This window comes from Flavobacterium sp. W20_MBD1_R3 (assembly GCF_052119725.1).
Classification (GTDB): domain Bacteria; phylum Bacteroidota; class Bacteroidia; order Flavobacteriales; family Flavobacteriaceae; genus Flavobacterium.
Genome location: NZ_JBGQOR010000003.1, coordinates 218,152 through 241,535, shown reverse-complemented (window position 1 = coordinate 241,535; position 23,384 = coordinate 218,152). Strand labels below are relative to the sequence as shown.

The 23,384-nt window shown below is 33.5% G+C and carries 27 protein-coding genes; 16 read left to right on the top strand and 11 right to left on the bottom strand.

The genetic code is table 11. From position 1 onward, the window contains the following. The first annotated feature begins 3 nt into the window (after positions 1 to 3). The 4 genes from ACEN2F_RS06995 (at position 4) to ACEN2F_RS06980 (ending at position 2,828) form a co-directional block, all read left to right on the top strand. Positions 4 to 1,338, top strand: coding sequence for a 2TM domain-containing protein (locus ACEN2F_RS06995; protein WP_441737367.1), 1,335 nt, complete (start codon positions 4 to 6; stop codon positions 1,336 to 1,338). A gap of 33 nt (positions 1,339 to 1,371) precedes the next feature. Continuing rightward, the gene (locus tag ACEN2F_RS06990) at positions 1,372 to 1,656 is read left to right on the top strand and encodes a 2TM domain-containing protein (RefSeq protein ID WP_441737365.1); all 285 of its coding nucleotides are present in this window, start codon (positions 1,372 to 1,374) and stop codon (positions 1,654 to 1,656) included. A 4-nt stretch (positions 1,657 to 1,660) separates the two neighbouring features. After that, complete coding sequence (locus tag ACEN2F_RS06985) at positions 1,661 to 1,975, top strand: 2TM domain-containing protein (protein WP_441737363.1); 315 nt, start codon at positions 1,661 to 1,663, stop codon at positions 1,973 to 1,975. Between the two features lie 85 nt (positions 1,976 to 2,060). Then, positions 2,061 to 2,828, top strand: a complete 768-nt coding sequence (locus ACEN2F_RS06980) for a LytR/AlgR family response regulator transcription factor (RefSeq protein WP_441737361.1) — start codon at positions 2,061 to 2,063, stop codon at positions 2,826 to 2,828. A gap of 104 nt (positions 2,829 to 2,932) precedes the next feature. On the opposite strand, the gene ACEN2F_RS06975 is transcribed toward ACEN2F_RS06980, so the two are convergent. The 7 genes from ACEN2F_RS06975 to ACEN2F_RS06945 all read right to left on the bottom strand — a co-directional run bounded on the left by ACEN2F_RS06975 (position 2,933) and on the right by ACEN2F_RS06945 (position 9,120). Beyond that, on the bottom strand, positions 2,933 to 3,115 hold the full coding sequence (locus ACEN2F_RS06975) for a CsbD family protein (protein WP_441737359.1): 183 nt from the start codon (positions 3,113 to 3,115) through the stop codon (positions 2,933 to 2,935). A gap of 237 nt (positions 3,116 to 3,352) precedes the next feature. Continuing rightward, positions 3,353 to 4,126, bottom strand: a complete 774-nt coding sequence (locus ACEN2F_RS06970; RefSeq protein WP_441737357.1) for a CDP-alcohol phosphatidyltransferase family protein — start codon at positions 4,124 to 4,126, stop codon at positions 3,353 to 3,355. 87 nt (positions 4,127 to 4,213) lie between these two features. Beyond that, entirely contained in the window at positions 4,214 to 5,236 is a 1,023-nt protein-coding gene (locus ACEN2F_RS06965; protein ID WP_441737355.1) for a COX15/CtaA family protein, read from the bottom strand. 50 nt (positions 5,237 to 5,286) lie between these two features. Then, complete coding sequence (locus tag ACEN2F_RS06960) at positions 5,287 to 6,708, bottom strand: CCA tRNA nucleotidyltransferase (protein WP_441737353.1); 1,422 nt, start codon at positions 6,706 to 6,708, stop codon at positions 5,287 to 5,289. A 101-nt stretch (positions 6,709 to 6,809) separates the two neighbouring features. Then, the gene (locus ACEN2F_RS06955) at positions 6,810 to 7,403 is read right to left on the bottom strand and encodes an L-threonylcarbamoyladenylate synthase (RefSeq protein ID WP_441737351.1); all 594 of its coding nucleotides are present in this window, start codon (positions 7,401 to 7,403) and stop codon (positions 6,810 to 6,812) included. Then, complete coding sequence (locus tag ACEN2F_RS06950; RefSeq protein WP_441737349.1) at positions 7,400 to 8,323, bottom strand: glycosyltransferase family 2 protein; 924 nt, start codon at positions 8,321 to 8,323, stop codon at positions 7,400 to 7,402. The genes ACEN2F_RS06955 and ACEN2F_RS06950 overlap by 4 nt, the downstream gene beginning before the upstream one ends. Then, positions 8,323 to 9,120 carry a glycosyltransferase family 2 protein gene (locus tag ACEN2F_RS06945; RefSeq protein ID WP_441737347.1) on the bottom strand — a complete coding sequence of 266 codons (798 nt, stop codon included), beginning with the start codon at positions 9,118 to 9,120 and terminating at the stop codon, positions 8,323 to 8,325. Before ACEN2F_RS06945 ends, ACEN2F_RS06950 begins: the two co-directional genes overlap by 1 nt. Positions 9,121 to 9,216: 96 nt before the next feature. Here ACEN2F_RS06945 and ACEN2F_RS06940 point away from each other — a divergent pair, with 96 nt between their 5' ends. After that, on the top strand, positions 9,217 to 9,864 hold the full coding sequence (locus tag ACEN2F_RS06940) for a class I SAM-dependent methyltransferase (RefSeq protein WP_441737345.1): 648 nt from the start codon (positions 9,217 to 9,219) through the stop codon (positions 9,862 to 9,864). 4 nt (positions 9,865 to 9,868) lie between these two features. Further along, positions 9,869 to 10,633: a lipopolysaccharide kinase InaA family protein gene (locus ACEN2F_RS06935; RefSeq protein WP_441737343.1), complete on the top strand. Its 765-nt coding sequence runs from the start codon at positions 9,869 to 9,871 to the stop codon at positions 10,631 to 10,633. Here the strand turns inward: ACEN2F_RS06935 and ACEN2F_RS06930 are convergent. Then, a complete protein-coding gene (locus tag ACEN2F_RS06930) occupies positions 10,630 to 12,480 on the bottom strand; it encodes a glycosyltransferase family 9 protein (protein ID WP_441737341.1) in 1,851 nt (616 codons plus the stop codon). The two genes, ACEN2F_RS06935 and ACEN2F_RS06930, sit on opposite strands and share 4 nt — an antisense overlap. Positions 12,481 to 12,542: 62 nt before the next feature. Then, positions 12,543 to 13,358 (bottom strand): 2,3,4,5-tetrahydropyridine-2,6-dicarboxylate N-succinyltransferase, encoded by an 816-nt coding sequence (locus ACEN2F_RS06925; RefSeq protein ID WP_441737339.1) that lies wholly within the window; start codon positions 13,356 to 13,358, stop codon positions 12,543 to 12,545. 168 nt (positions 13,359 to 13,526) lie between these two features. Between ACEN2F_RS06925 and ACEN2F_RS06920 the strand changes: the two genes are divergently transcribed. The 6 genes from ACEN2F_RS06920 (at position 13,527) to ACEN2F_RS06895 (ending at position 16,579) form a co-directional block, all read left to right on the top strand. Continuing rightward, positions 13,527 to 13,760, top strand: a complete 234-nt coding sequence (locus tag ACEN2F_RS06920) for a hypothetical protein (RefSeq protein WP_441737337.1) — start codon at positions 13,527 to 13,529, stop codon at positions 13,758 to 13,760. Continuing rightward, positions 13,750 to 14,031, top strand: a complete 282-nt coding sequence (locus ACEN2F_RS06915; RefSeq protein WP_441737335.1) for a type II toxin-antitoxin system RelE/ParE family toxin — start codon at positions 13,750 to 13,752, stop codon at positions 14,029 to 14,031. The genes ACEN2F_RS06920 and ACEN2F_RS06915 overlap by 11 nt, the downstream gene beginning before the upstream one ends. An 11-nt stretch (positions 14,032 to 14,042) precedes the next feature. Beyond that, the gene (locus ACEN2F_RS06910) at positions 14,043 to 14,276 is read left to right on the top strand and encodes a hypothetical protein (protein WP_441737333.1); all 234 of its coding nucleotides are present in this window, start codon (positions 14,043 to 14,045) and stop codon (positions 14,274 to 14,276) included. Further along, positions 14,266 to 14,547 (top strand): type II toxin-antitoxin system RelE/ParE family toxin, encoded by a 282-nt coding sequence (locus ACEN2F_RS06905; RefSeq protein WP_441737331.1) that lies wholly within the window; start codon positions 14,266 to 14,268, stop codon positions 14,545 to 14,547. The genes ACEN2F_RS06910 and ACEN2F_RS06905 overlap by 11 nt, the downstream gene beginning before the upstream one ends. Beyond that, positions 14,548 to 14,964, top strand: coding sequence for a Holliday junction resolvase RuvX (gene ruvX / locus ACEN2F_RS06900; protein ID WP_441737329.1), 417 nt, complete (start codon positions 14,548 to 14,550; stop codon positions 14,962 to 14,964). Between the two features lie 118 nt (positions 14,965 to 15,082). Further along, complete coding sequence (locus ACEN2F_RS06895) at positions 15,083 to 16,579, top strand: malate:quinone oxidoreductase (RefSeq protein WP_441737327.1); 1,497 nt, start codon at positions 15,083 to 15,085, stop codon at positions 16,577 to 16,579. 63 nt (positions 16,580 to 16,642) lie between these two features. Here ACEN2F_RS06895 and ACEN2F_RS06890 read toward each other — a convergent pair whose 3' ends face one another. Beyond that, positions 16,643 to 18,856, bottom strand: coding sequence for an FUSC family membrane protein (locus ACEN2F_RS06890; protein ID WP_441737325.1), 2,214 nt, complete (start codon positions 18,854 to 18,856; stop codon positions 16,643 to 16,645). A gap of 194 nt (positions 18,857 to 19,050) precedes the next feature. Between ACEN2F_RS06890 and def the strand changes: the two genes are divergently transcribed. The 4 genes from def to ACEN2F_RS06870 all read left to right on the top strand — a co-directional run bounded on the left by def (position 19,051) and on the right by ACEN2F_RS06870 (position 22,636). Continuing rightward, on the top strand, positions 19,051 to 19,638 hold the full coding sequence (def, locus tag ACEN2F_RS06885) for a peptide deformylase (RefSeq protein WP_441737323.1): 588 nt from the start codon (positions 19,051 to 19,053) through the stop codon (positions 19,636 to 19,638). 86 nt (positions 19,639 to 19,724) lie between these two features. Then, on the top strand, positions 19,725 to 20,213 hold the full coding sequence (locus ACEN2F_RS06880; RefSeq protein ID WP_441737321.1) for a DUF5606 family protein: 489 nt from the start codon (positions 19,725 to 19,727) through the stop codon (positions 20,211 to 20,213). 80 nt (positions 20,214 to 20,293) lie between these two features. Continuing rightward, the gene (gene mazG, locus ACEN2F_RS06875; RefSeq protein WP_441737319.1) at positions 20,294 to 21,067 is read left to right on the top strand and encodes a nucleoside triphosphate pyrophosphohydrolase; all 774 of its coding nucleotides are present in this window, start codon (positions 20,294 to 20,296) and stop codon (positions 21,065 to 21,067) included. Positions 21,068 to 21,181: 114 nt separating this feature from the next. Continuing rightward, the gene (locus ACEN2F_RS06870) at positions 21,182 to 22,636 is read left to right on the top strand and encodes an APC family permease (protein ID WP_441737317.1); all 1,455 of its coding nucleotides are present in this window, start codon (positions 21,182 to 21,184) and stop codon (positions 22,634 to 22,636) included. 7 nt (positions 22,637 to 22,643) lie between these two features. Here ACEN2F_RS06870 and ACEN2F_RS06865 read toward each other — a convergent pair whose 3' ends face one another. Continuing rightward, positions 22,644 to 23,324, bottom strand: coding sequence for a Crp/Fnr family transcriptional regulator (locus ACEN2F_RS06865; RefSeq protein ID WP_441737315.1), 681 nt, complete (start codon positions 23,322 to 23,324; stop codon positions 22,644 to 22,646). Positions 23,325 to 23,384: the final 60 nt, after the last annotated feature.

Sequence of the window (23,384 nt, the reverse complement as noted above, 5' to 3'; positions counted from 1 at the left end):
AAAATGAATATATTATACAAACAACTTCAAAAAGTAATAAAACTAACCCTGATTATATTTATTGTAATAGAAGTGATTAATGTGATTATGGGTAGTGAAATTCATTTTGACAAAAGACTTTTGGTTCATTTTTTCTTTACAGCATTGTACACGTTTTCGCTTTATGGAACAAATGCACTGTTTTTTATGAAATTGGATGCTCTCTTTGTTGATCGTTTTTCTAAAAAGAGATTGTTGGTAGGTTTCGCGGGTTCGGTTGTCTTGTCTTTAATCATAATTTTTTTATTGCACTTGTTTGAAGAGGTAGTGTATAATAACCAAAGTTTGCAAGAGTTTCTGGAAAATGAAAAACCGAAAAACTATGTAGGACCAAGTATTATAACTTTTTTTGTTACTCTAACAATACATGCCATCTATTTCTACAAAGCATACAATGAAAATAAAGTTAAGGAACAGAAAATCATCGCAGGAACTGCAAATGCTAAGTTTGAGAGTTTAAAAAACCAAATTGATCCTCATTTCCTTTTCAACAGTTTGAATGTTCTGAGTTCTTTGATTGAAGAAAATCCGGAAAATGCACAGCGATTTACAACCTCGTTATCTAAGATTTACCGGTACGTTTTGGAACAAAAAGATAAAGAACTAATTTCTGTCGATGAAGAACTAGCTTTTGCCAAAACGTACATGAATTTATTGAAAATGCGTTTTGAAAACAGTTTGTTTTATGAAATGCCAACGACAGCTATTTCGGCTGAAGCCAAAGTCGTACCGCTTTCTTTACAGCTTTTATTGGAAAATACGGTGAAGCACAATGTGGTTAGTGAACAAAGACCGCTGCACATCCGGATTTATGTCGAAGGCGATTATCTGGCAGTTCAAAACGATTATCAAAAGAAAGAAGTGTTACAAGAACGTCAAGGTGTTGGGTTGCAAAATATCGTTAATCGATATGGGATTATCACCAACAGGAAAGTTTTGATTGCCCAAAACGAACAAACATTTACGGTGAAAATACCGATTCTAACAAAACAAATTTCAGTTATGGAAACACAATATAGTTACGATGAAACGGGAGCATATTTGAGAGCAGCAGAACACGTGAAAAAACTGAAAGGATTTTACGGAAATTTAATTTCATATTGTTTAGTAATCTCGTTTTTAATTTTTATTAATCTAAGTTATAGCGCTAATTTCCAATGGTTTTGGTTTCCGTTATTGGGTTGGGGAATGGGACTTACTTTTCATGGTTTGGAAGTTTTTGGGTACGGAAAATCATGGGAAGAGCGAAAGATTAATGAGATTTTGAATAAAGACAATCAGAATAATAAATGGAATTGAGATTCCTAAAACTTAAAAAAAATAGAAACTAATATGGACAACTCAGAAAAATATTTTCAAGCCAAAAAGCAGGTAGGAAAAATAAAAGATTTTTACAGACATTTAACGGTTTATAGTATTGTGATTATTTCTTTGGCAATTATTAATTTGTCCACATCACCTCAATACTTATGGTTTTTTTGGCCGCTATTTTGGTGGGGAATTGGATTGGTTTTTCATGGTATGAAAGTCTTTAATTACATGCCCTTTTTAGGAACTAATTGGGAAGAAAAAAAGATTAATGAGTTGATGGACAAAGATAAAAATCAAAACCACTAATATCATGAAAACAGATGCAGTTACAGAGTTACAGTATATTGAAGCCATCGCACGTGTAAAAAAAATAAAAGGATTTTATATTCATTTGATTGTTTATTTAGTAGTGAATATGATGATTGTGTTTGTCAATATTCAAGATTTAGATCTTGGCGAAAGCTACTTTAAAATGGAGAATTTCTTTACGGCTTTCTTCTGGGGAATTGGATTAACATCTCACGCTTTTTCTACCTTCTTGCCCAATTGGATTTTTGGAAGAAACTGGGAAGAGAAAAAAATCAAGGAGTTGATGGAGAAAGAAAAAAGTGAAAAATGGGAGTGAAAGGGTGTATTCAGAATTTAGTCGCAGTTTTCAGTTAAGCAAATAATCACATAAACAATTCAACAAACAAATCATTCGATATTAAATGACTACAATAATTATAGAAGACGAAAAACCAGCTGCCAGATTACTGCAAAGAAAACTGGAAAAAATAAATATTCAAGTGGGAGTGATGTTACATTCCGTGGAAGAAGCACTGGATTGGTTTTCTAAAAATGAACATCCGGATTTGATTTTTCTGGACATTCAGTTGTCGGATGGGTTGTCCTTTGAAATTTTCGAAAAAGTTGAGATTAAGAGTGCCGTAATTTTCACGACCGCTTATGATGAATATGCGCTTCGGGCTTTCAAATTGAATAGCATAGATTATCTTTTGAAACCCATTGATGAAGATGATCTCAAAATTGCTGTCGCCAAATTCAAGTCGCTTTTGCCAAAACAGGAAACACAACCACAAAGCTTGGGAATCGATTTTGAGCAAATCAAAAAGATGCTGACGAATCCATTTGAGAAAAACTATAAAAAACGGTTTACGGTAAAAATAGGCCAACATTTGAAAGTGATTTCGATAGATGAAATCGAATGTTTTTTTAGTGAAAATAAAGGAACCTATTTGCATACTTTTGATAATAGGAATTATTTAATCGAATGTACTTTGGAACTTTTAGAACAGGAATTAGATCCAGCAGATTTCTTTCGAATCAGCAGAAAATTTATAATTCCGTTGAAAGCAATTAAGGAAATTGTAGTCTACAGCAACTCCCGTTTGAAAGTTATTCTGCCCTCTTTTAAAGAGGAAGAAGTGATTGTAAGTAGGGAAAAAGTATCCGATTTTAAAACGTGGATTGGGTAGTTTTATTTCAAAAAAAAACGGTTTCAAATGGATGTAAAAAAAATCTAAAAGGAAAATTTTTTATACTTATTTGAAACCGTTTAGGTAGGTTTAGAATTTAAAAATTAATCAAGTAATGATCTAATTTCTTTTTCGGTCTTGCCTAATTTTTGTTGTAATTTACCCCACATTTCATCTTCTTTTCCCTCCTCATATAATAAATCATCATCCGTCAAATCGGCATATTTTTGTTTAAGTTTTCCTTTTAACTCATTCCAGTTTCCTTCAATTTCTTTTGAATTTGGCATAATATCTAAGTTTTAAATTACTATTTGTTCTTTACAAATTTGGCAATTTTAAGCTTTTCAATTGTTATACAATTCTGTGAATCTATTGTATAATTCCTATAGATGAGATTATTTACTACTTATTGTTAAAATTTATTAAATTGAAATATCTATTAAATCACAACTGTAAGTGTTTTATTGTAAGGCATTGGTAATGTTGTTTTTGCTATGTTGCTATAGATATTTCCTATGGTGAATTTATACCTTGAAAAATGTCTTTCGAATCCCAATTATTACAAAAATCAATGTAGTGTACAGTATGAAAAATGGAATGATGTATTCTATTAAATTAATAGGTAACATAATGGCAATAATCAATAATTGAAAGCCTAATCCGTAAATAGAAAGTAACGTCATAAACCAGTTAGGAAACGTTTTTACTTTGTAGGCCTCTTTGTCCATGAAGTGAATTATCTTGTCAAAGGTGCCATAAACGATCGTGTAGATTTGGAATAAAATATCAACTGATTTTTGAGATTCTCCGGGTAAAGCACGTGGTGATTTGTACTCGAAAATTTTACTGGTTGTGTCGCCACCAACCGACTTGTTTCGTAAAATTACGTAGTAATAATTGTATAAAGTTCCCTGCAATTGAATACCAAAAAAGGCCAAAATTGTCATCCATATACTTGTTTCTGAAACGTAACAAATAGTCATCAAAAAAAGAAAATTAAGAATGATATCAAATACACTGTCCAAGTATCTTCCCGTGTACGAGGGCGTTTTTTTTAAGCGCGCTAACTCACCATCTGCAGCATCGATTGCTGATTTCAACACGATGAAAAAAGCAGCTAAAAAATAAGATCCATCAATAATACAATAAATAGCAATCAGACCAGAAACGCCAAAAAGCAAGGTAACATGTATTGGAGTAAACCGGGTATTTTTTAATTGATTGGCAAGGAATTTTCCGAAAGTTCTTCCGTAATCTGATAAATCTAAAAATTTATCTTGAGCAGCAAGTTTAGACATTTATGTTTATAAACCAAGAAATGCGACAATATAGTCAGGTATTATTTTGAATTTCCTGCGGATTAAACCATCAGGTTTATTTATTTTTTATTTTGATAATCGATGTAATGTAAATGTCATTGCCGATAATAAAATAAAAGCCATAACTTGATGTACTAATCCCAACCACAATGGGACACTATACAGCAACGTAAATACACCCAATAGGAATTGCAAAAATACGATAAATACTAAGATATTAATTCCTTTTTTCTGAAGTGAAGAAAGAATTTGTTTTTTACTAGTGAAATATAGCGCAAGAATTAAACCCACCACCACATAAGCCATAGTTCTGTGTACAAACTGAACGCCGCTTTTTCCTTCAATAAAATTCAGAAATAAGCTGCTTTTTTCGATAAAAACACTGTCGTGAATGAATTGTCCATCACTCATTAAAGGCCAGTGGTTATGAATTAAACCCGCATTTAAACCGGCAACAAACCCGCCATAAATTATTTGGATAACCAGAAATATTAATGCTACACGCGCAAGGTTTCTCAATGGTAGGATAATTTTAGTTTTGTTAGGGTAAATTAAATCTAAAGCTACCCAAAGTGTGTAAGCGAAGGTGATAAAGGCAAATGTGAGGTGTAATGCCAGTCTATAATGACTTACATCTGGATTGTCTATTAGTCCGCTGCGTACCATGAACCAACCTAAAAATCCTTGAAAACCACCCATAAACAGCAAAACAACACATTTTTTGATGGTTTCAGTTGATAGACGTTTCTTGAACAAGAAATACACAAAAGGAACAATAAAAGCCAAGCCAATTATCCGACCTATAAAACGGTGAAACCACTCCCAAAAATAGATAAATTTGTAATCGCTTAGCGTAAAGTCATTGTGAATATTGATTTTTTGGTACTCGGGAAATTTTTTATATTCTTCAAAAGCTTGTGACCATTTTTCTTCAGAAAGAGGCGGAAAAGTATCGGTGACTAAATGCCAGTCGGTCATTGATAAACCAGAATTTGTCAATCGGGTGATGCCTCCCACTATAACCATCATAAACAATAATGTACAACCTGACAAAAGCCAGATAATTACGTAATTATTCTCTTTTTTCATTGTTAGAATTAATTTTTGCAAAGATATTTGAAATACAATTAAATGTTAATTCAACAAGCGTTAATCTTTAGTCCAATTTTAGCCGCTTTTTTTAGCATAAATTCATATGCTGCCTGATATTCATTTGGAATTTCTCCTTCTAGTATCGCTTCTTTAATTGCTTCTTTTAACATTCCAATTTCTTTTGATGGTTTCAAGTTGAATAAATCCATGATTTCCTCTCCTGAAATAGGTGGTTGGAAATTACGAACCTGATCGCGTTCTTCTACTTCTACAATTTTCTGGCGGACGATTTCGAAATTATTATGATATTTTTTAAATTTATTTGGATTCTTCGTAGTAATATCTGCTTCACATAGTGTCATCAAATTCTCGACATCTTCCCCGGCATCAAAAACGAGACGGCGTACAGCAGAATCTGTGACAGTATCTTGAGATAACACTATCGGTCGTGAACTCATCATAACCATCTTTTGTACAAATTTCATCTTTTGATTCAAGGGCATATGCAAACGTTCAAATATCTTTTTGGCCATTTTTCCGCCAAGAAATTCGTGTCCGTGAAAAGTCCAGCCTTGTTTTTTTGTAAAACGTTTCGTTGGCGCTTTTCCAATGTCGTGTAACAATGCTGACCAGCGCAACCAAACGTCATCGGTATGCGGGCAAATATTATCGACTACTTCCAGCGTGTGATAAAAATTGTTTTTGTGTGTGTGACCTTCAATTTCCTCTACTTCATTTAGTGCTGTCAACTCCGGCAGAATGATGTCTAAAAGTCCTGTTTTAAACAATAATAAAAATCCGACGGAAGGTTTGTCTGTCGAAAGTATTTTGTTTAATTCATCAACAATGCGTTCGCCTGAAATTATTTTGATGCGTTCTGCATTTTTGGTTATCGAATTCAATGAATTTTCCTCAATTTCAAATCCCAATTGGTTCGCAAAACGAATGCCTCTTAACATTCGCAATGGATCATCAGAGAAAGTGATGTCTGGATCCAAGGGTGTTCTGATTGTCTTATTTTTTAAATCTTCTAATCCGTTAAAGGGATCTGATAGATTTCCAAAAGTAGCGGTGTTCAAAGATAATGCAAGCGCATTTATCGTAAAATCGCGTCTATTTTGGTCGTCTTCCAAGGTTCCGTTTTCGACTACCGGGTTGCGACTTTCAAAATGATAGGATTCTTTTCTGGCGCCTACAAACTCAATTTCGGTGTCTTCAAAACGCAACATCGCTGTTCCGTAGGTTTTGAAAACCTGAACTTTTGGTTTGTTAGGGAGTAGTTGAGACACTTTTAAAGCCAATTCGATTCCGCTGCCAACGGCAACAATATCAATATCTTTTTTAAAGTCTCTCTTCAAAAGTAAATCTCTGACGAAACCACCGATCACATAACTTTCAACGTTAAGTTCTTGGGAAGCTTGTGAGATGACTTCAAATATTTTATTGTGTAAGGATGTTTTGTAGTTCATTCATTTTCTGTATTTTGTCATTTCGACAAAGGAGAAATCAAATAATAGGAATTAGTTGATGAGATTTTTCCTTTGTCGAAATGACAAACAATAACGTAATTTTATTTCCGAATCACTTTCACCTGAGAATCACTTGTCAATTTTATAATTGTCGATGGTTTTCCGGCGATTTTTTCGCGATGCAAATTTACAACATAGTCTACGCCTTTTATAATTTCAGGACTGATTTCTTTGAAACTTTTTGGAGTAGGTTGTCCGGAGATATTTGCAGATGTCGAAACTAACGGTTTTTTCATTTTTTCCATCAATTTAAAACAAAAAGGTTCTTTGACTAATCTAATTCCTAAGGAGTTGTCAGCTGCAATCAAATTAGGTGCTACGTTTCGTGGTTTGTCCAGAATTAAGGTAGTTGGCCTTTGATTTGCCTGTTCGCTTTCGGTCAGGTCAGAGAAATCCATTATTTGCCAGGCTACTTCCGGAACGTCTTTGAATACATTGTAAATCATTTTGTCGCCATTCATCAAAACAATCATGCTTTGTGTTTCAGCTCTTTTCTTGAGTTTGTAAATTTTAGCGACAGCCTCTGGATTTGTGGCGTCACAACCAATTCCCCAAACGGTATCAGTAGGATAGAGAATGATGCCGCCTTCTTTTATGATTTCGTAGGCTTTTTGGATTTCTTCGTTTAGGTTCATAAATTCGCAATTTTTTGTTTAGTTTTTAATGATTTGGACAGCGGTGCTCCAACCAAAATTAATAAAAATAGGGACCAGTTCTTAGGTTTTAAAATACTGCTAAAAAAGTATTTAATAATAAGAAAAAACAAAACAGCTTTATGTCCTAAAAACCCGTAATGCTTTCGAATAATATACAATAAAGATATTTTTAATTCTTTCTTTATGGCCAATGATTTTTCTGTGCTTATACCATGAAAATGAATAAATTCCGCATCAGGAATTAAATAAGCAAATTTCGATTTTCTTGCTAATCGAATGCATAAATCTGTTTCCTCGTAATACAAAAATATGTTGGTATCAAAGCCTCCAACATTATTGAAATCAATAGTTCGGATAAACATAAAGCTTCCGGGAATAAAGTTAACTTGAATAGGTTTTGAATATTTTTTTTTTCGATTCGGATATCTTTTAGGGTTTATTGTTTCTAGAAAACTTCGTCCTATAATTTCTCTTAATGGTGAAGCAAAATGATCTAGTGAGATCATAAAATCACCATTTTCTTTATAAGCTTGTGCTCCAGCAATTCCTATATCCGGATTGGTGTCTAATGCTTTTTTAAGAATTGATAAACAATCATTTTTGAATAAAGTATCATTGTTTACAAAAGCCAGGTATTTGGAATTTGCATAGTGCGTTCCAAACATATTTCCTGCTCCAAAACCTGAATTTATTGTGTTTCTATGTAACTGTAGATTGGGATAATTAGCTTGATCGCAAAATCTTTTCAGGTTTAAATAGTCTTCATTTTGAGAACAATTATCCGTTATAATAATTTGATAGTTGATTTCTTTGGAAGTCTTGTCAATAATCGATCGAATGCAGTTTATACTGTGTTCGCTTGAATTATAATTGATTAAAATTATGGCTACATCAAACATTATAAATACTGATTTATTCCTTTTTCAATAAAAGTTAATTTCTTTTCGGTCGTTTGTCTCTCGATTTCATTATTTAATTCAATTTCATTTTTGGATTGTTCCTTATGATTAATGTGATAGGCAATTCCAACATGTTTTAATCGTTTTCCTTTGATTTCAATATTATGAAGTCTCTGAATCATTTCTGAATCATCAATTCCCCAACCCACTAAATCTTCATTGAAACCATTTATTTTGATGAAATCAGCTCTCCAAAAAGACATGTTACATCCTCTAAGTTTCGAAGATCGTTTGGTTATACTTTTGATGAAATTCATAATAAAGGGAAATCGAATCGTTCGGCCTCTTTTTTTAATTCCTTTAGAGAAGAAATTAAAATGGATTATTTTTTTTGAAAATAACTCCGGTAAAAGTGATTCCTGAATGCTTACTCTTGAACCAAATAAATAATGCCCTTTTTCTGCAAAAGTAAGATGATCTGCCACAAAATGGTTGTTCATGATAATATCTCCGTCTATTTCAATAATATAGTCATACTTAGCAGCAGCTATTGCTTTATTCATGATGCGCGGTTTCCTGTTTTTGACATCTTCATGCCAAATATGAATCAACGGAATCGGAAATTTTTTCTGAAAATCGGTAATTAATTGTTTTGTGTTTTCTGTAGAGCCATCATCAGCAATAATAACTTCATTTGGCAAAATGCTCTGATTCATGATGCTCATTAATAGTAATTCTAATGCTTGAGGCCAATTATATGTTGGAGTCACAAGGGAACATGAAGGAAGTTTTTTCATACACAGTAATTAATCCCGCAAGTTAAGATTATTTTTTATATTTGTAAAAAATATCACTGTTTTACTGGTATTTCTGTAAAACCAAAAAACCAAAAAATGAAATACTACCAAAATAAACCAGTTGGCTACTATGATAATGTCCGAAAAGAAATGCTGAAATATTTGCCGTTAAGTGCAAAAAAAGTCATTGATATAGGGTGCGGAAACGGAGCTTTTGCTTCCCTAGTCAAACAAAAAAATGATGCTGAAGTTTGGGGAATTGAATTAATGGAACAAGAAGCAGATGTTGCCAAAACAGTTTTAGATAGAGTTTTCACAGGTAATTGTGAAGCACATCTTGACGGACTTCCTGAAAATTATTTTGATGTAATCTATTTTAATGATGTCTTAGAGCATTTGGTAGATCCATATTCTGTGCTGGAGTTATTGAAATCTAAATTATCAGCAAAAGGCATTATTATAAGTTCAATTCCAAATGTTAGATTTTTTAGAACTTTTACCAGAGTTTTATTTTCTAAAGATTGGCGATATGACGAATATGGAGTTATGGATAAAACTCATTTACGATTTTTTACCGGTAAGAGTATCAAAAGGATGTATACTGATTTAGGATATACAGTTTTAGTTCATGAAGGAATAAATGTAACAAAATCTATTAAACCAATACTTTACAACATCCCATTATTGTTTACTCACATGGATATCAGAAATGTGCAGTACGCAACTGTAGTAACTTTAAAATAATAAAATGCGAAATGTTTTCTGTAAAGATGCCGCTTTTAAAAAAGAACTAATTATATCTTTTATAAATTCATTTGATAGCAAAGGTGAATTACTGTATGGAGGAACTCGTAATGCAATTAAATTATATAAAGTTGACGACCAACTTATTAATATCAAATTCTTTAAAGTTCCAAATCTGATCAATAAAATTGCATACAAATATTTCCGAAAGTCGAAGGCCAGACGTTCTTATGAATATGCAACCGCTTTATTGGAAAAAGGAATAGGAACCCCACAACCGATTGCTTATTTCGAGAATTTTGATTCTCTGGGATTAAATACAAGTTATTATGTAAGCGAACATCTCGAGACTGAATTGACCTTTAGAGAGCTAGTTGAAATTCCGGATTATCCCGATCATGATGCAATATTGAGACAATTCACTAAATTTTCATTCGATTTGCATGAAAAAGGAATTGAATTTTTAGACCACTCTCCGGGAAATACCTTGATCAAAAAGGGAGCTCACGGTCAGTATAATTTTTATTTAGTTGATTTAAACCGAATGAATTTTCATGATAACATGGATTTTGATTTAAGAATGAAAAATCTTAGCAGGCTTACGCCAAAGAAAGAGATGATTGCTGTAATGAGCGATGAATATTCAAAATATTATGAACAATCAAGTAGTGTAATTTTTGAAAAAATGTGGCAGGCAACAGTAGAATTTCAAGAAAAATTTGCTAAAAAGAAACGATTAAAAAAGCAATTAAAATTCTGGAAATCTTAATTTGATTTCATTTTTTTTAACTCCTGAAAGCGAACAAAAACACTCAAAGCGTTCAAGTAACAGATTATAATTCCTTTTTTGCCGTCAAGAAACCCTAGTCTTATGAGATATTGATATAAGAATTGGTATAACGGACGGATATAAAAATGGAAAAAATTAGGTTGTGTTCCTTTATTAAATTCTTCTTTGGCTTTTAATTTTCCATAATGAATCATTTTTTGTTTGTAACTGTAATGGTCTTTATACGAGAAATGAATGAGTTTATTTTTTAATTTGCCAACACTTCCGTTAACAATTAGTTTTTCGTGTACAATCTTTTGTGAGGCATAGTTTGCTTTATCTTTTTTGAAAAGTCTGAATATTTTATCCGTTTGCCAACCACTAAAGAATAGTTTTTTGTTTTGGAACATAAAAGTTCTATGAAAAAAATAGGCTGAAAAACTTTCTTCCTGAGAAACAACTTCCATGATCTCGTCCTTAAGTTCTGCACTAATTCTTTCGTCAGCATCAAGGAAAAGAATCCAATTATGTTGGGCTAAACTGATAGCGAAATTGCGCTGCGCAGCATAATTTTCAAATGTATGTTGAACTACTGTTACATTGTCGTGTGAGGAGGCAATAACTGTAGTTTGGTCTGTACTAAAAGAATCGATTACGATAATCTCTGCTGCAAAATCTAAATCGTTTATTGCAGATTTAATGTTCTCTGCTTCATTATACGTGATGATCAAAGCACTTACAGGCACTTTGTTTTGATGAACAGTTAGGTTTGATTTTTGGGTATTGTTAAGATTTTGGTTTAAAAATTGTTCGATTTTATCCTCGAATAAATCAGGTGTTAATTTTAGGTAGAGAGAAAGTGCCTCTTTCTTGAGTTCTTTTTCGGTTTTTGAATGAAATAATTGAGGTTTAAAATCATTCAAATGAACGGACATGTGCTGTATTCCATCTTCAAAAGTGGCCCATATTTTCTTTTCGATCCAAGGAGAAAAAATAATAAAAGAAGGTTTTCCTAATGCTTTTGCCATGTTTATTGCGCCACCATCATTACCAATAATTAAGTCACATTGATTCATTATGGCAATAAACCCTCTTAAATCTTTAGCTAATAAGTCAAAATAGATCTTTTCTTTGGTAGCAGTTTTACAGGCATCAAAAATAATTTTGGCATCCTCAATTTGCTTTGGAAAATAATTAAAAAGTATATTTACATCTTGATTATCGGCTATTGTATCAACTACTTTTGCCATGTATTCCAGCGGATAAGTCTTTAGTTTTTCGCTGCCCAAAAGGCTGATTAAGACTGTTTTTCTATTTTTTTGTAATTGATGTTGCTCAAAAACACATAGCGCTTCCTCATTTTCTTTTTGGGTTACAAATAACTTGGGTAGCGGATCTATCTCAATAGGTAAATCTAGGGGCTCTAGTAATGAAAGTCTTCTCTCAATTGCTAAACCTAAATTCGTTTTTGGAAAAGCAGCAAAGGGAACATTGTCTGTATATAAAAAATTTCGTCCTTTCTTTTGATAGGAGATTTTCCTTTTGGCACCACTTAATAAAACGATCAGCCAGCTTTCTAATTTCGAATAAGCATCGATCAGTATGTCGTATTCAGTAGCTCGAATTTGAAGGGCCAAACGGAAAAATTCTTTTTTGCTGTTGCGATGTTTTTCCTCAAAGAGAATGATGTTGTCAATACTTAGATTTCCCTCTAAAACGGGCGTTGTAGATTTGTAAACCAAATAGTCAATTTGAGCATCGGGATAAGCCATACGCAAATTGTTGCATAAAATGCTGCTTATCAAAACATCGCCAATCATTTTTTGTTGTATAACCAGTATTTTCATAACATAAAAAAACCTCCCGTTGAAGGGAGGAATATACAATATTTTTTTGTTTTTAAAACAAATTAAACGGCTACGTCATATTCGCGTAAAGCATTATTTAAAGAGGTTTTCAAATCTGTTGAAGGTTTGCGGGTTCCAATGATTAAAGCACAAGGAACCTGAAAGTCTCCCGCTGGAAATTTCTTAGTGTAGCTTCCTGGAATCACTACTGAACGCGCAGGAACAAATCCTTTCATTTCAACTGGAGTTTCACCTGTAACATCAATAATTTTTGTTGAGGCAGTTAAACAAACATTAGCACCAAGAACGGCTTCCTTACCTACATGAACGCCTTCAACTACGATACATCGGGAACCAATGAATGCTCCGTCTTCAATAATTACCGGAGCGGCTTGCAACGGTTCCAGAACACCACCAATACCTACGCCACCACTTAAATGTACGTTTTTACCAATTTGAGCACAACTTCCTACGGTTGCCCATGTGTCTACCATAGTTCCTTCGTCAACATACGCACCAATGTTTACATAACTTGGCATCAAGATAACACCACTGGAAATGTAAGCACCATAACGCGCTACCGCATTAGGAACTACACGAATTCCTTTTTCAGCATAGCCTCTTTTTAGTAGCATTTTGTCATGGTATTCGAAAATTCCAGATTCCCATGTTTCCATTTTTTGAATAGGAAAGTACATCACCACGGCTTTTTTAACCCATTCGTTTACTTGCCAATTATCTCCTACTGGCTCTGCAACACGCAATTTTCCGGTGTCTAATAATTCAATAACTGCTCTGATAGCATCAGTGGTTGTCGTTTCTTGTAACAAAGCACGGTTTTCCCAGGCTTGTTCTATAATGGGTTGTAATAGATTCATTTTTGATAGATTTTTGACAAAGATAGGATTTTTAACCAAAAGCAAAAAAGCAAAACGGGTTGAAAATGTTACAGATTTAACTTCTTGTTTGATTGCCTTTTTACAAACAGTAAGATTCGGTTTTTACTTTCCAAAAAGTCCTATCTTTGTACATCAAACAAAAAGATTATGGAAACAATTAGATTAGAATTTCAACCAAAAATAAAAGCCAAAATTTTGGAGTTATTAAGTTCGTTTTCATCGGATGAACTAAAAATTGTTCAGGAAAGGTCAACTTTTGAAGAAGAAAAAAGAATGTTACAGTCCAGAATTGATAAAATTGATGATGGAACTGCAGTGTATTCTAGCTTTGAGGAGCTAGATGTTTTGCTGGAAAAAACCATATCAAAATATGAGGATTAAATTAACTATCGAATTTAATCACGATTTGGAGGATATAATTGATTTTATTTCTAGAGACAAACCACTTGCTGCAAGAAAGTTTAAAATTGCATTAATAAAAAACATAAAAAAAGATTTGCAGCGGCCATTTCTTTTCAAAAAGTCAATTTATTTTGGAGATGAGAATATAAGAGATTATGTTTTTAAAGGTTTTACAGTTATTTTTAAAGTTGATATTGAGCTTGAAACTGTTTCAGTTGTGGCAATTTTGAAACACAGAAATTCATTATAAATAAAAAGATTATGGAAACAATTAGATTAGAATTTCAACCAAAAATAAAAGCCAAAATTTTGGAGTTATTAAGTTCGTTTTCATCGGATGAACTAAAAATTGTTCAGGAAGATCCTGATTTCGATGAAAATAAGCGGAAACTAGATATTTCTTTGGCTAAGATTAAAGATGGAACAGCAAAATTTTACACATCTGAAGAGATAAATGCTATACTTGAGGAAACAATTTCTAAGTATGAGAATTAAGTTTCAAGATGATTTTTTGTTTGAATTAAATAGTCAGATTTATTATATTTCGAAAAATAAGCCTGTTGCTGCTAGGAAGTTTAAAAATGATTTATTGCGAAATATTCAAAAAGATTTAAAACAACCTTTTCTTTTTAAGAAATCTAGATATTATAACGATAAAAATATAAGAGATTATGTTTTTAAAGGCGATACTATCATTTATTATATTAATGAGGCTGAAAACTCCGTTTCTGTCTTTGGTCTTATTAAACACAAACATTCTTTATAAATGCCAAGAATTCTCGCCATAGATTACGGACAAAAACGAACCGGAATAGCGGTTACCGATGAAATGCAAATTATTGCTTCGGGATTAACAACCATTGCATCAGCCACAGCCATTACTTTTTTGAAGGATTATTTTACCAAAGAAAAAGTCGAAGCAGTTCTTATTGGCGAACCCAAACAAATGAATGGCGAACCTTCAGAAAGTGCTTCAATAATTAAAGGTTTTGTTACCCATTTTACTAATCATTTTCCGGATATGAAAGTCATTCGGGTGGATGAACGGTTTACTTCAAAAATGGCTTTTCAATCCATGATAGACAGCGGTCTTAGTAAAAAGCAACGTCTTAATAAAGCACTTATTGACGAAATTTCGGCAACGATAATGCTACAGGATTATTTGACCAGAAAACGATTTTAAAAATAGTGCGAAAAAGCTGTTTTTTTGCTAAAACGAGTTGATAAATGTAACTTTTACGGCAAGATTTATACTTTTTTTTGCAATTTTATATTTTACCTTTGTACTTTAAAATATAATTATGTCTGACACAACCATACGTACAAAAAGTGAGGTAGTTCTTATTGGAGCCGGAATTATGAGTGCCACTCTAGGCTTAATCCTAAAGGAACTGCAACCCGATATAAAAATTGAAATTTACGAGCGATTAGATAGAGCCGCTGCCGAAAGTTCTGATGCGTGGAACAATGCCGGAACGGGACATTCAGCTTTTTGTGAGCTCAACTATACTCCTGAAGGTCCTAATGGAAGTATTGATCCAAAAAAAGCGATTAGTATAGCAGAATCTTTTGAAGTTTCCCGACAGTTTTGGGCGTATCTTGTTCAAGAAAATATAGTTCCCTCTCCTGAAAATTTCATTAAAAGTATTCCTCACATAAGTTTTGTCTGGGGAGAAAAAAATGTAGCGTATCTTCAGAAAAGATTTACAGCCTTGCAGCCTAATCCTCTTTTTAAGCAAATGGAATTTAGTACTGATTTTGCAGAATTAAAAAAATGGATGCCTTTAGTTATGGACGGAAGATCTGAAGATGAAAAAGTTGCTGCTACCTCCATGGCAATTGGTACAGACGTTAATTTTGGAGAATTGACTCGAAGTATTTTTGGCTATTTAAGCAATTTAGAAGGGGTGACAATTCATTTTAATCATGAAGTTCAAAAATTAAAGCAAAGAGAAGATAAATCTTGGAGAATAAAAATTACTGATATGGCTTCTGGCCAAAAGAGAAAGGCATACTCCAAATTTGTTTTTATTGGTGCTGGCGGTGGTTCCTTGCCTTTACTAGAAAAAGCAAGTGTGCCGGAAGGAAAAGGGTATGGAGGTTTCCCTGTGAGCGGACAATGGCTAAAATGTACAAATCCTGAAGTGATTGCAAAACATCAGGCAAAAGTATATGGAAAAGCCAGTGTGGGAGCACCACCTATGAGTGTTCCGCATATTGATTCCCGCATGATAAATGGAGAAAAGGCATTGCTTTTTGGTCCTTTTGCTGGTTTTTCGACTCGGTTCTTAAAAAATGGTTCCTATTCCGATTTACCATTATCGATAAAACCGAATAATATTATTCCAATGTTAGCCGCTGGTATTAAAAATATTCCACTTACAAAATATTTAATAGATCAAGTTCGCCAGTCCCCAAAAGACCGTATTAATGCATTGCAGGAATATGTTCCTGGAGCAAGATCTAAGGACTGGGTTTTAGAACGAGCAGGACAACGCGTGCAAGTAATCAAAAAAGACGAAAAAGAAGGAGGAATACTGGAGTTTGGAACCGAAGTAATAACAACAGCGGATGGGTCTTTGTCTGTTTTACTTGGTGCTTCTCCCGGAGCTTCAACGGCAGTTTCTATCATGGTAGACTTGGTTGGAAGATGTTTTAAAGAGGAGATGGCAACGGCAGAATGGCAGGAAAAATTAAAAAAAATGATTCCATCTTATGGACAAAATCTGAATGAAAACCCTATTTTTTTAGAGCAAATAAGAAAAGAAACCGCAGAAGTTTTAAAATTAAATAATTAGAAATTCAGGCTACTATAAAAAGCGGTTAAATTAGATTTTATTCTTTTTTAACCGCTTTTCTTTTTAAGATTTTTGAAGTGCTGTAGTAGTTTTTAAAATATTTTCAGATAAACTCGTTAGCCAAATTAGCTGTTCGATAATTAATTGTGCCTCTTGCATTTTCAGTTGGAATGCTTTGTCATCGATTGGAATTCCTTCTTTTAATTCTCGTTCACGGATGTTCTTTAATTCCGAGAAACGCAGTGCTAGATCTTCTTTTGGAAGGTTTTCTCTCCAGTCTGAACCATTATCCTTCAAAAGGGCTACCGCATTGTCTAGGTTTTTAATTACAGTTTCCACTACAACATTAAAAGCTTCCGATGCTGAAGTTGTTTTGTGGGATTGTATATATGTACCTAAAGAGGCTAATGAGGAGAGTAAAGAGTGATTTAGAACGGTTAGTTTATATACGTTCGGCAGATGTGTTTGTTTTGATTTGGGCTCTTGCGCCATTCTTTGAAAAGAAGCCATTAAATTGCCAATTTCGACAAAAGCATTTTTTCGAGCTAAGCGATAGGATGTTGAAACGCTTCCTTTCTTATTGTAAAAAACGGAAATTTCTGTAAGATAACTTTGATTGGCTTTGATAGATTTTTCTAAATACATGGGCATGTTCAAAAATTCCCAAGAGGGCCATAAAAAATGATTTGCCAAAAAAGCGAGAGTAGCGCCCACCATGGTATCTAGAATTCGAAATTGAACGAGATTGCTAATATTAGGAGTTACAATTCCATAAACAAAAACTACATACATGGTGATAAATGTCGCACTGACTTTGTAATTTACTTGGGTAAAAGAGAAACCTAAGAGCATACAAATAATACAAAAAACACTGATAATAATATTGTCTTTTATAAAGTAAAGAATTCCAAAGGCAATTAGTCCACCTAAAACAGTACCTAATATTCTATGAAAAGTACGCTGCTTAGTCAAGCCATAACCCGGTCTCATGATAACGATAATAGTCAATAAAATCCAATAGACATTATCGAAAGGTAATATTTTTCCGCAAATAAATCCAACTAATAGCGTTATTGTTAGTCGCAACGAATGCCGGAATATTGTACTGGAAAAACTAATGTTTTCTGTCAGAGTGCGCAAGAGATAATACTGCGGCGTTAAGAATTTTTCTAAATCGGTATCAATTCCCTTAAAATCCTTTAAATTAAAAACTAAGGTGAAAGCACGCTCTACAACTTTTATTTTCTCTACTTGTTTTTCGGCATATTCTAGCATAGTGGTAAGCATAAAAACACCTTCGGAAGCGGAATTTACTCCTAAATCCTTTTCATAATCAGTAATTGCCAGATGCAAGGCATTTAAGTCAGTAAGCAAGGTGTGTTTTGGAATGTAATTAGTTCGTTTTTTTACACTTTTGGATAACTGCTTTAAACTAGCGGCCAAGTTATACGCTAAGTTTTGATAGGTCGATAGCACTTTTGGTTGATTATCAAATTTTTGATTTAATTTATCATGGTCAAATGCGGTGGACAGTGCTACTTCAAGAATTTCGACTAATGCTATAAAAACAAGTAACATTTTTCGGTTTTGATTTGACGAACCATCGCTGCTGTGGCTATTAATCAAGACTTCTCTAATATTTTGATGAATGGTATTCAACTCGACCTGCAGGTTCAATTGTTTTTCAATAATTGCTTTTTTATCGGTATTTAAGGTCCACAAATCACCTCTTAGTTTTAAATATTTAGCCGTGAGTTTGATGCATTCCGCAATTTGTAATTCGATGTATCGATTGGGTCTGATGTAGTGAAAAGTAAGTGAAACTAGCAGATAGAATAGTCCTCCAACAAGAATTAAACCAGAATGTTGTAGCATTTCCCAGCCGGTATTGATTCTTCCAAAGGCCAATGAAACTGAAATTAGAGCAGAAAAAGAAACCATTGTAGCGCGCTGTCCGTAAACGGCAAGCATCGATATAAGGAAAATTAAAACGGCTAAAAAAGGATAAAAAATCCATGAATAAGGAAAGACTAGGTTGACCATCAAGTTTACACCAGCAACAAGAACCACAGCCACAAGAATTCCGTTGATTTTATGTTTTAAACTGCTGGGAATATCGCTGGGGTAAGTAAAAAAGGCTCCGAGAGCAATGGTAAAGCCTATTTCAAATTTACCTAAAAAAGAAAATAGTACCACGGGAATCACTGTGGCAATAGTCACTTTTAGTGCATTAGTAAAGTAGGTTGTATTGGTAAATTTTTTAATTTTATAAATCATACTCTTGTATAGGTCCCAAAGGTAGGGATTGTAAGAATTTTTCAAAGGAATAATAAAGGACTTTTAAACTAAATTTAAATAGTGACGAATTATCATAAGAGGATTATTCATTGTCTATTTTTTTACTATTTTTGCACACTGAATTAAAAGAGAACTTTTTTCTATTTTAATAGCTAATATTTAATACAACACGAATGATTTTACCAATTATAGGATATGGCGATCCCGTCTTAAGAAAAACAGGAGAAGTTCTTTCACCGGAACATCCAAATTTGACAGAAACCATTGCTAATATGTATGAGACCATGTATAATGCTTATGGTGTGGGACTTGCTGCGCCACAAGTTGGATTAGCATTTCGTTTATTTGTAATCGATACAACTCCTTTTAGCGATGACGAAGATTTGAAAGATGCAGAACAAGAGGAATTAAAGGGATTCAAAAAAACGTTTATCAATGCAAAAATGATAAAAGAAGAAGGGGAAGAGTGGTGTTTTAATGAAGGTTGTTTGAGTATTCCTGACGTTAGAGAGGATGTTTACCGAAATCCCACGATAACAATTGAGTATTGCGAAGAAGATTTTGTAATGAAAACAGAAGTTTTTGAAGGATTAATCGCTAGAGTAATCCAACATGAGTATGATCATATTGAAGGAATATTATTTACTGATAAAATTTCATCATTAAAAAAACGGTTGATTCAAAAGAAACTGAAGAACATCATAGAAGGCAAAACATTCCAAGATTACCGAATGAAATTTTTTGCAAAAAAGGGAAGGTAAAATAAATTTACAGCTTCGCTTGGTATGATTTTTGGTTTTAAATAAAAAATAAATAAGTCAAATTCTTAATAATAATTACACAAAACATGAATTTAGAAAAAATATTAGCCATTTCTGGTAAACCAGGTTTATATGTATTGAAAGTGCAAACAAGAACTGGCTTCGTAGCAGAATCATTGGCAGACGGAAAAAAAATTACAGTAAACTTGAAAAGTAATGTGAGTTTATTATCGGAAATTTCGATTTATACGTATGAAGGCGAAAAACCATTAGCTGAAATCATGCAAAAAATTGCAGATAAAGAAAATAAAGGTGCTGCACTTTCTCATAAAGAAGACAATGCTAAATTGATGGATTATTTCAAAGAAATTTTACCAGATTATGACGAAGAAAGAGTGTATCCTTCTGATATCAAAAAAGTTTTAAACTGGTACAACATGTTGCAAGCAAAAGGATTAGTAACTGATGAGGTTGCAGCAGTTGCAGTGCCAGAAGAAGTTGCTGCCGTTGCCGAAGAAACTCCTGAAGCTGAAGTGAAAGCTCCTGCAAAAAAAGCTAAAGCTAAAAAAGAATAATTAAAATTTAAAATACTATTTAATCCTGTTCGGTTATTTTCTGAACAGGATTTTTTTATTTTTACCAAAAACAATTTCTGATGAATTCAAGACAAAACCAGCTGCAAGCTTTTGAAAGATTATTAGACATCATGGATGATTTGCGCGAAAAATGTCCTTGGGACAAAAAGCAAACTATGCAAACCTTGCGTCATCTTACCATCGAAGAAACGTACGAATTAGGAGATGCGATTTTAGATAACGATTTAAACGAGGTCAAAAAAGAATTGGGTGATTTGTTGCTGCACATTGTTTTTTATGCCAAAATAGGAAGTGAGACCAACGATTTTGACATGGCTGATGTGTGCAATGAAATTTGTGAAAAGTTGATTCATCGTCATCCGCATATTTATAGTGATGTGGTTGTGAAAGATGAGGAGGAGGTAAAACAAAATTGGGAAAAACTTAAACTGAAAGAAGGTCGGAAATCCGTTTTGGAAGGAGTACCAAAGAGTTTACCTGCATTAGTAAAAGCTAGCCGAATCCAAGATAAAGTAAAAGGAGTGGGATTTGATTGGGAGGAATCACATCAGGTTTGGGATAAGGTTCAAGAAGAATTAGACGAATTACAAGTTGAGGTTGAAGCAGGTGATCAGGATAAAATTGAAGCCGAATTTGGAGATGTTTTGTTTTCGATGATTAATTATGCACGATTTTTAAATGTAAATCCGGAAGATGCTTTGGAACGAACTAACAAAAAATTTATCAAGCGCTTTCAATATTTAGAAAGTAAAGCTGGAGAATTAGGAAAACCCTTAATGGACATGACTTTAGCTGAAATGGATGTTTTCTGGGAGGAAGCTAAGAAATTGTAGTGTTCAGTGTTCAGTATTTAGTGTTCAGTATTCTGTGTTCAGTGTTCAGTCTCTATGCGCAGGGATTAGTGTTCAGAGTTCAAAGTCTAGTTTGAGATTAATTTATAATTACCCATGTCAGAAAATAAAACCGAGTTAAAACGTTCTTTAGGATTAATAGATGCCACGAGTTTAGTTGCCGGCTCCATGATAGGATCCGGAATCTTCATTGTTACATCAGCCATGGCGAGAGATATTGGGTCTGCAGCCTGGTTATTGGTCATTTGGTTAGTCACAGGATTAATTACAGTTGCAGCAGCATTGAGCTACGGAGAATTGGCTGGAATGATGCCTAATGCGGGTGGACAATTTGTTTATATACAACGCGCTTATGGAAGATTAGTTTCTTTCCTGTACGGTTGGACTGTTTTCACGGTAATTCAAACCGGAGTTATTGCAGCGATTGCGGTTACTTTTGCGAATTATGCGGCGATCTTTTTTCCTGTTTTAGATCAAACTCTTTTTAGGATTGGCAATGGTTTTGTTTTTTCGTACCAAAAAGTATTGGCTATTTTTAGTATAATTCTACTTACTTATATCAATACAAAAGGTGTCGAAAGCGGAAAAACAGTGCAGTTGATCTTTACTTCGGCTAAATTAATTGCCCTTTTTGCATTGATTATTTTAGGATTGTATGTTGGTTTACAAACAGATGTTTTGTCCAATAATTTTGCAAACATGTGGGAAGCTAGCAAAACGGTAGTTAATCCTGACGGTACAATTACAGTAACAAAATTAGTGGGAATGGCTATTTTAGGCGCTGCTGGAGCAACAATTATTAATTCGTTATTTTCTAGTGATGCATGGAATAATGTGACTTTTATTGCCGGTGAAATTAAAGAACCTAAGAAAAATATTCCCCGAAGTTTGTTTCTAGGGACCTTAATTGTCACTGTTATTTATGTTTTAGCAAATCTAGCTTATTTGGCTTTGCTACCCATGCAAGGAACGATAAATGCCGCTGATATTGCCAGTAACGGAATCATGTTTGCCAGTAATGATAGAGTGGGGGCAGCCGCTGCAAGTATGATTATGGGTAATATAGGTGTATTTGTGATGGCTGGGTTGATCATGGTTTCCACTTTTGGTTGTAATAGCGGTTTGATTCTTTCTGGAGGACGATTGTTTTTTGCTATGGCAAAAGATGGATTGTTTTTTAAACAAGCAACTGAACTAAATAAAAATCAAGTCCCTGCTAAAGCGCTGTGGGTACAATGCATTTGGGCTTGTGTGCTGTGCGTTTCTGGAAAATTTGGAGATTTGCTTACCTACGCTACTTTTGCCTCATTGTTGTTTTACATCTTAACTATTTTAGGTGTTTTTATCCTTAGAAAAAAAGAACCAAATACAGATAGACCTTACAAAGCATTTGGTTATCCAGTTGTTCCCGCGCTATATATCATTGTGACATCAGCTATTTGTTTCACATTATTGATTTATGACACCTTCAATACAGGATTAGGTTTGTGTATTGTAGCGCTGGGGGTGCCAGTATATTATTTTGTGATGAATAAGAAAGAGCAAAATTAATGTGAAGCTATTCTGCTAATTTTTTTAAGGCATTAATATCTTTTAAAACAATTTTTTTACCTGTTAATTCAATTACCCCTAATTTTTTAAAATCAGATAGCAAACGGATGCAACTTTCGGTAGCTGTTCCAATTATGCTGGCTAGTTCATCACGTGAAAGCTGCACTTTTAGTGAATTATCATCGTTTTTTCCAAAAGTTTCGTATAAATAAAGAAGCGTTTCGGCTAACCTTTCTTTGACTGTTTTTTGTGCTAAATTTACCATGTGGTCATCAGAATCTTTTAGATCACCACAAATTGTTTTCATCACATTCATTGAAAACTGATTATTTTTGTCAAAATATCCCATCACTTCTGATTTTGGGATAAAACAAACTTGCATATCTTCGAGAGCTATGGCGCTTAGGTTTACCGGTTCGTCACTAATCATTGAGCGTTGTCCTAATAGTTCGCCTTTGGTAACCAATTTTACAATATGGTCTTTACCGTTTGCACTCAGTTTAGTCAGCTTGCAAATGCCGTCTTTGATGCAGTAAATACCGTTTACATTTGAGCCTTCTTCAAATATAATATCTCCTTTCTTAATAATATGGGATGTTTTGCAGTCAGAAAGTTTTATGAGTTCATCTTTAGTAAGTGCTTTTAAAGAACTGAATTCTCTTACGATACATTGTTCGCATTTACACATAATGTTTTGGATTTATTGGTAGAACAAAAGTAGCTCTTTAATATGACAAATATCATATTT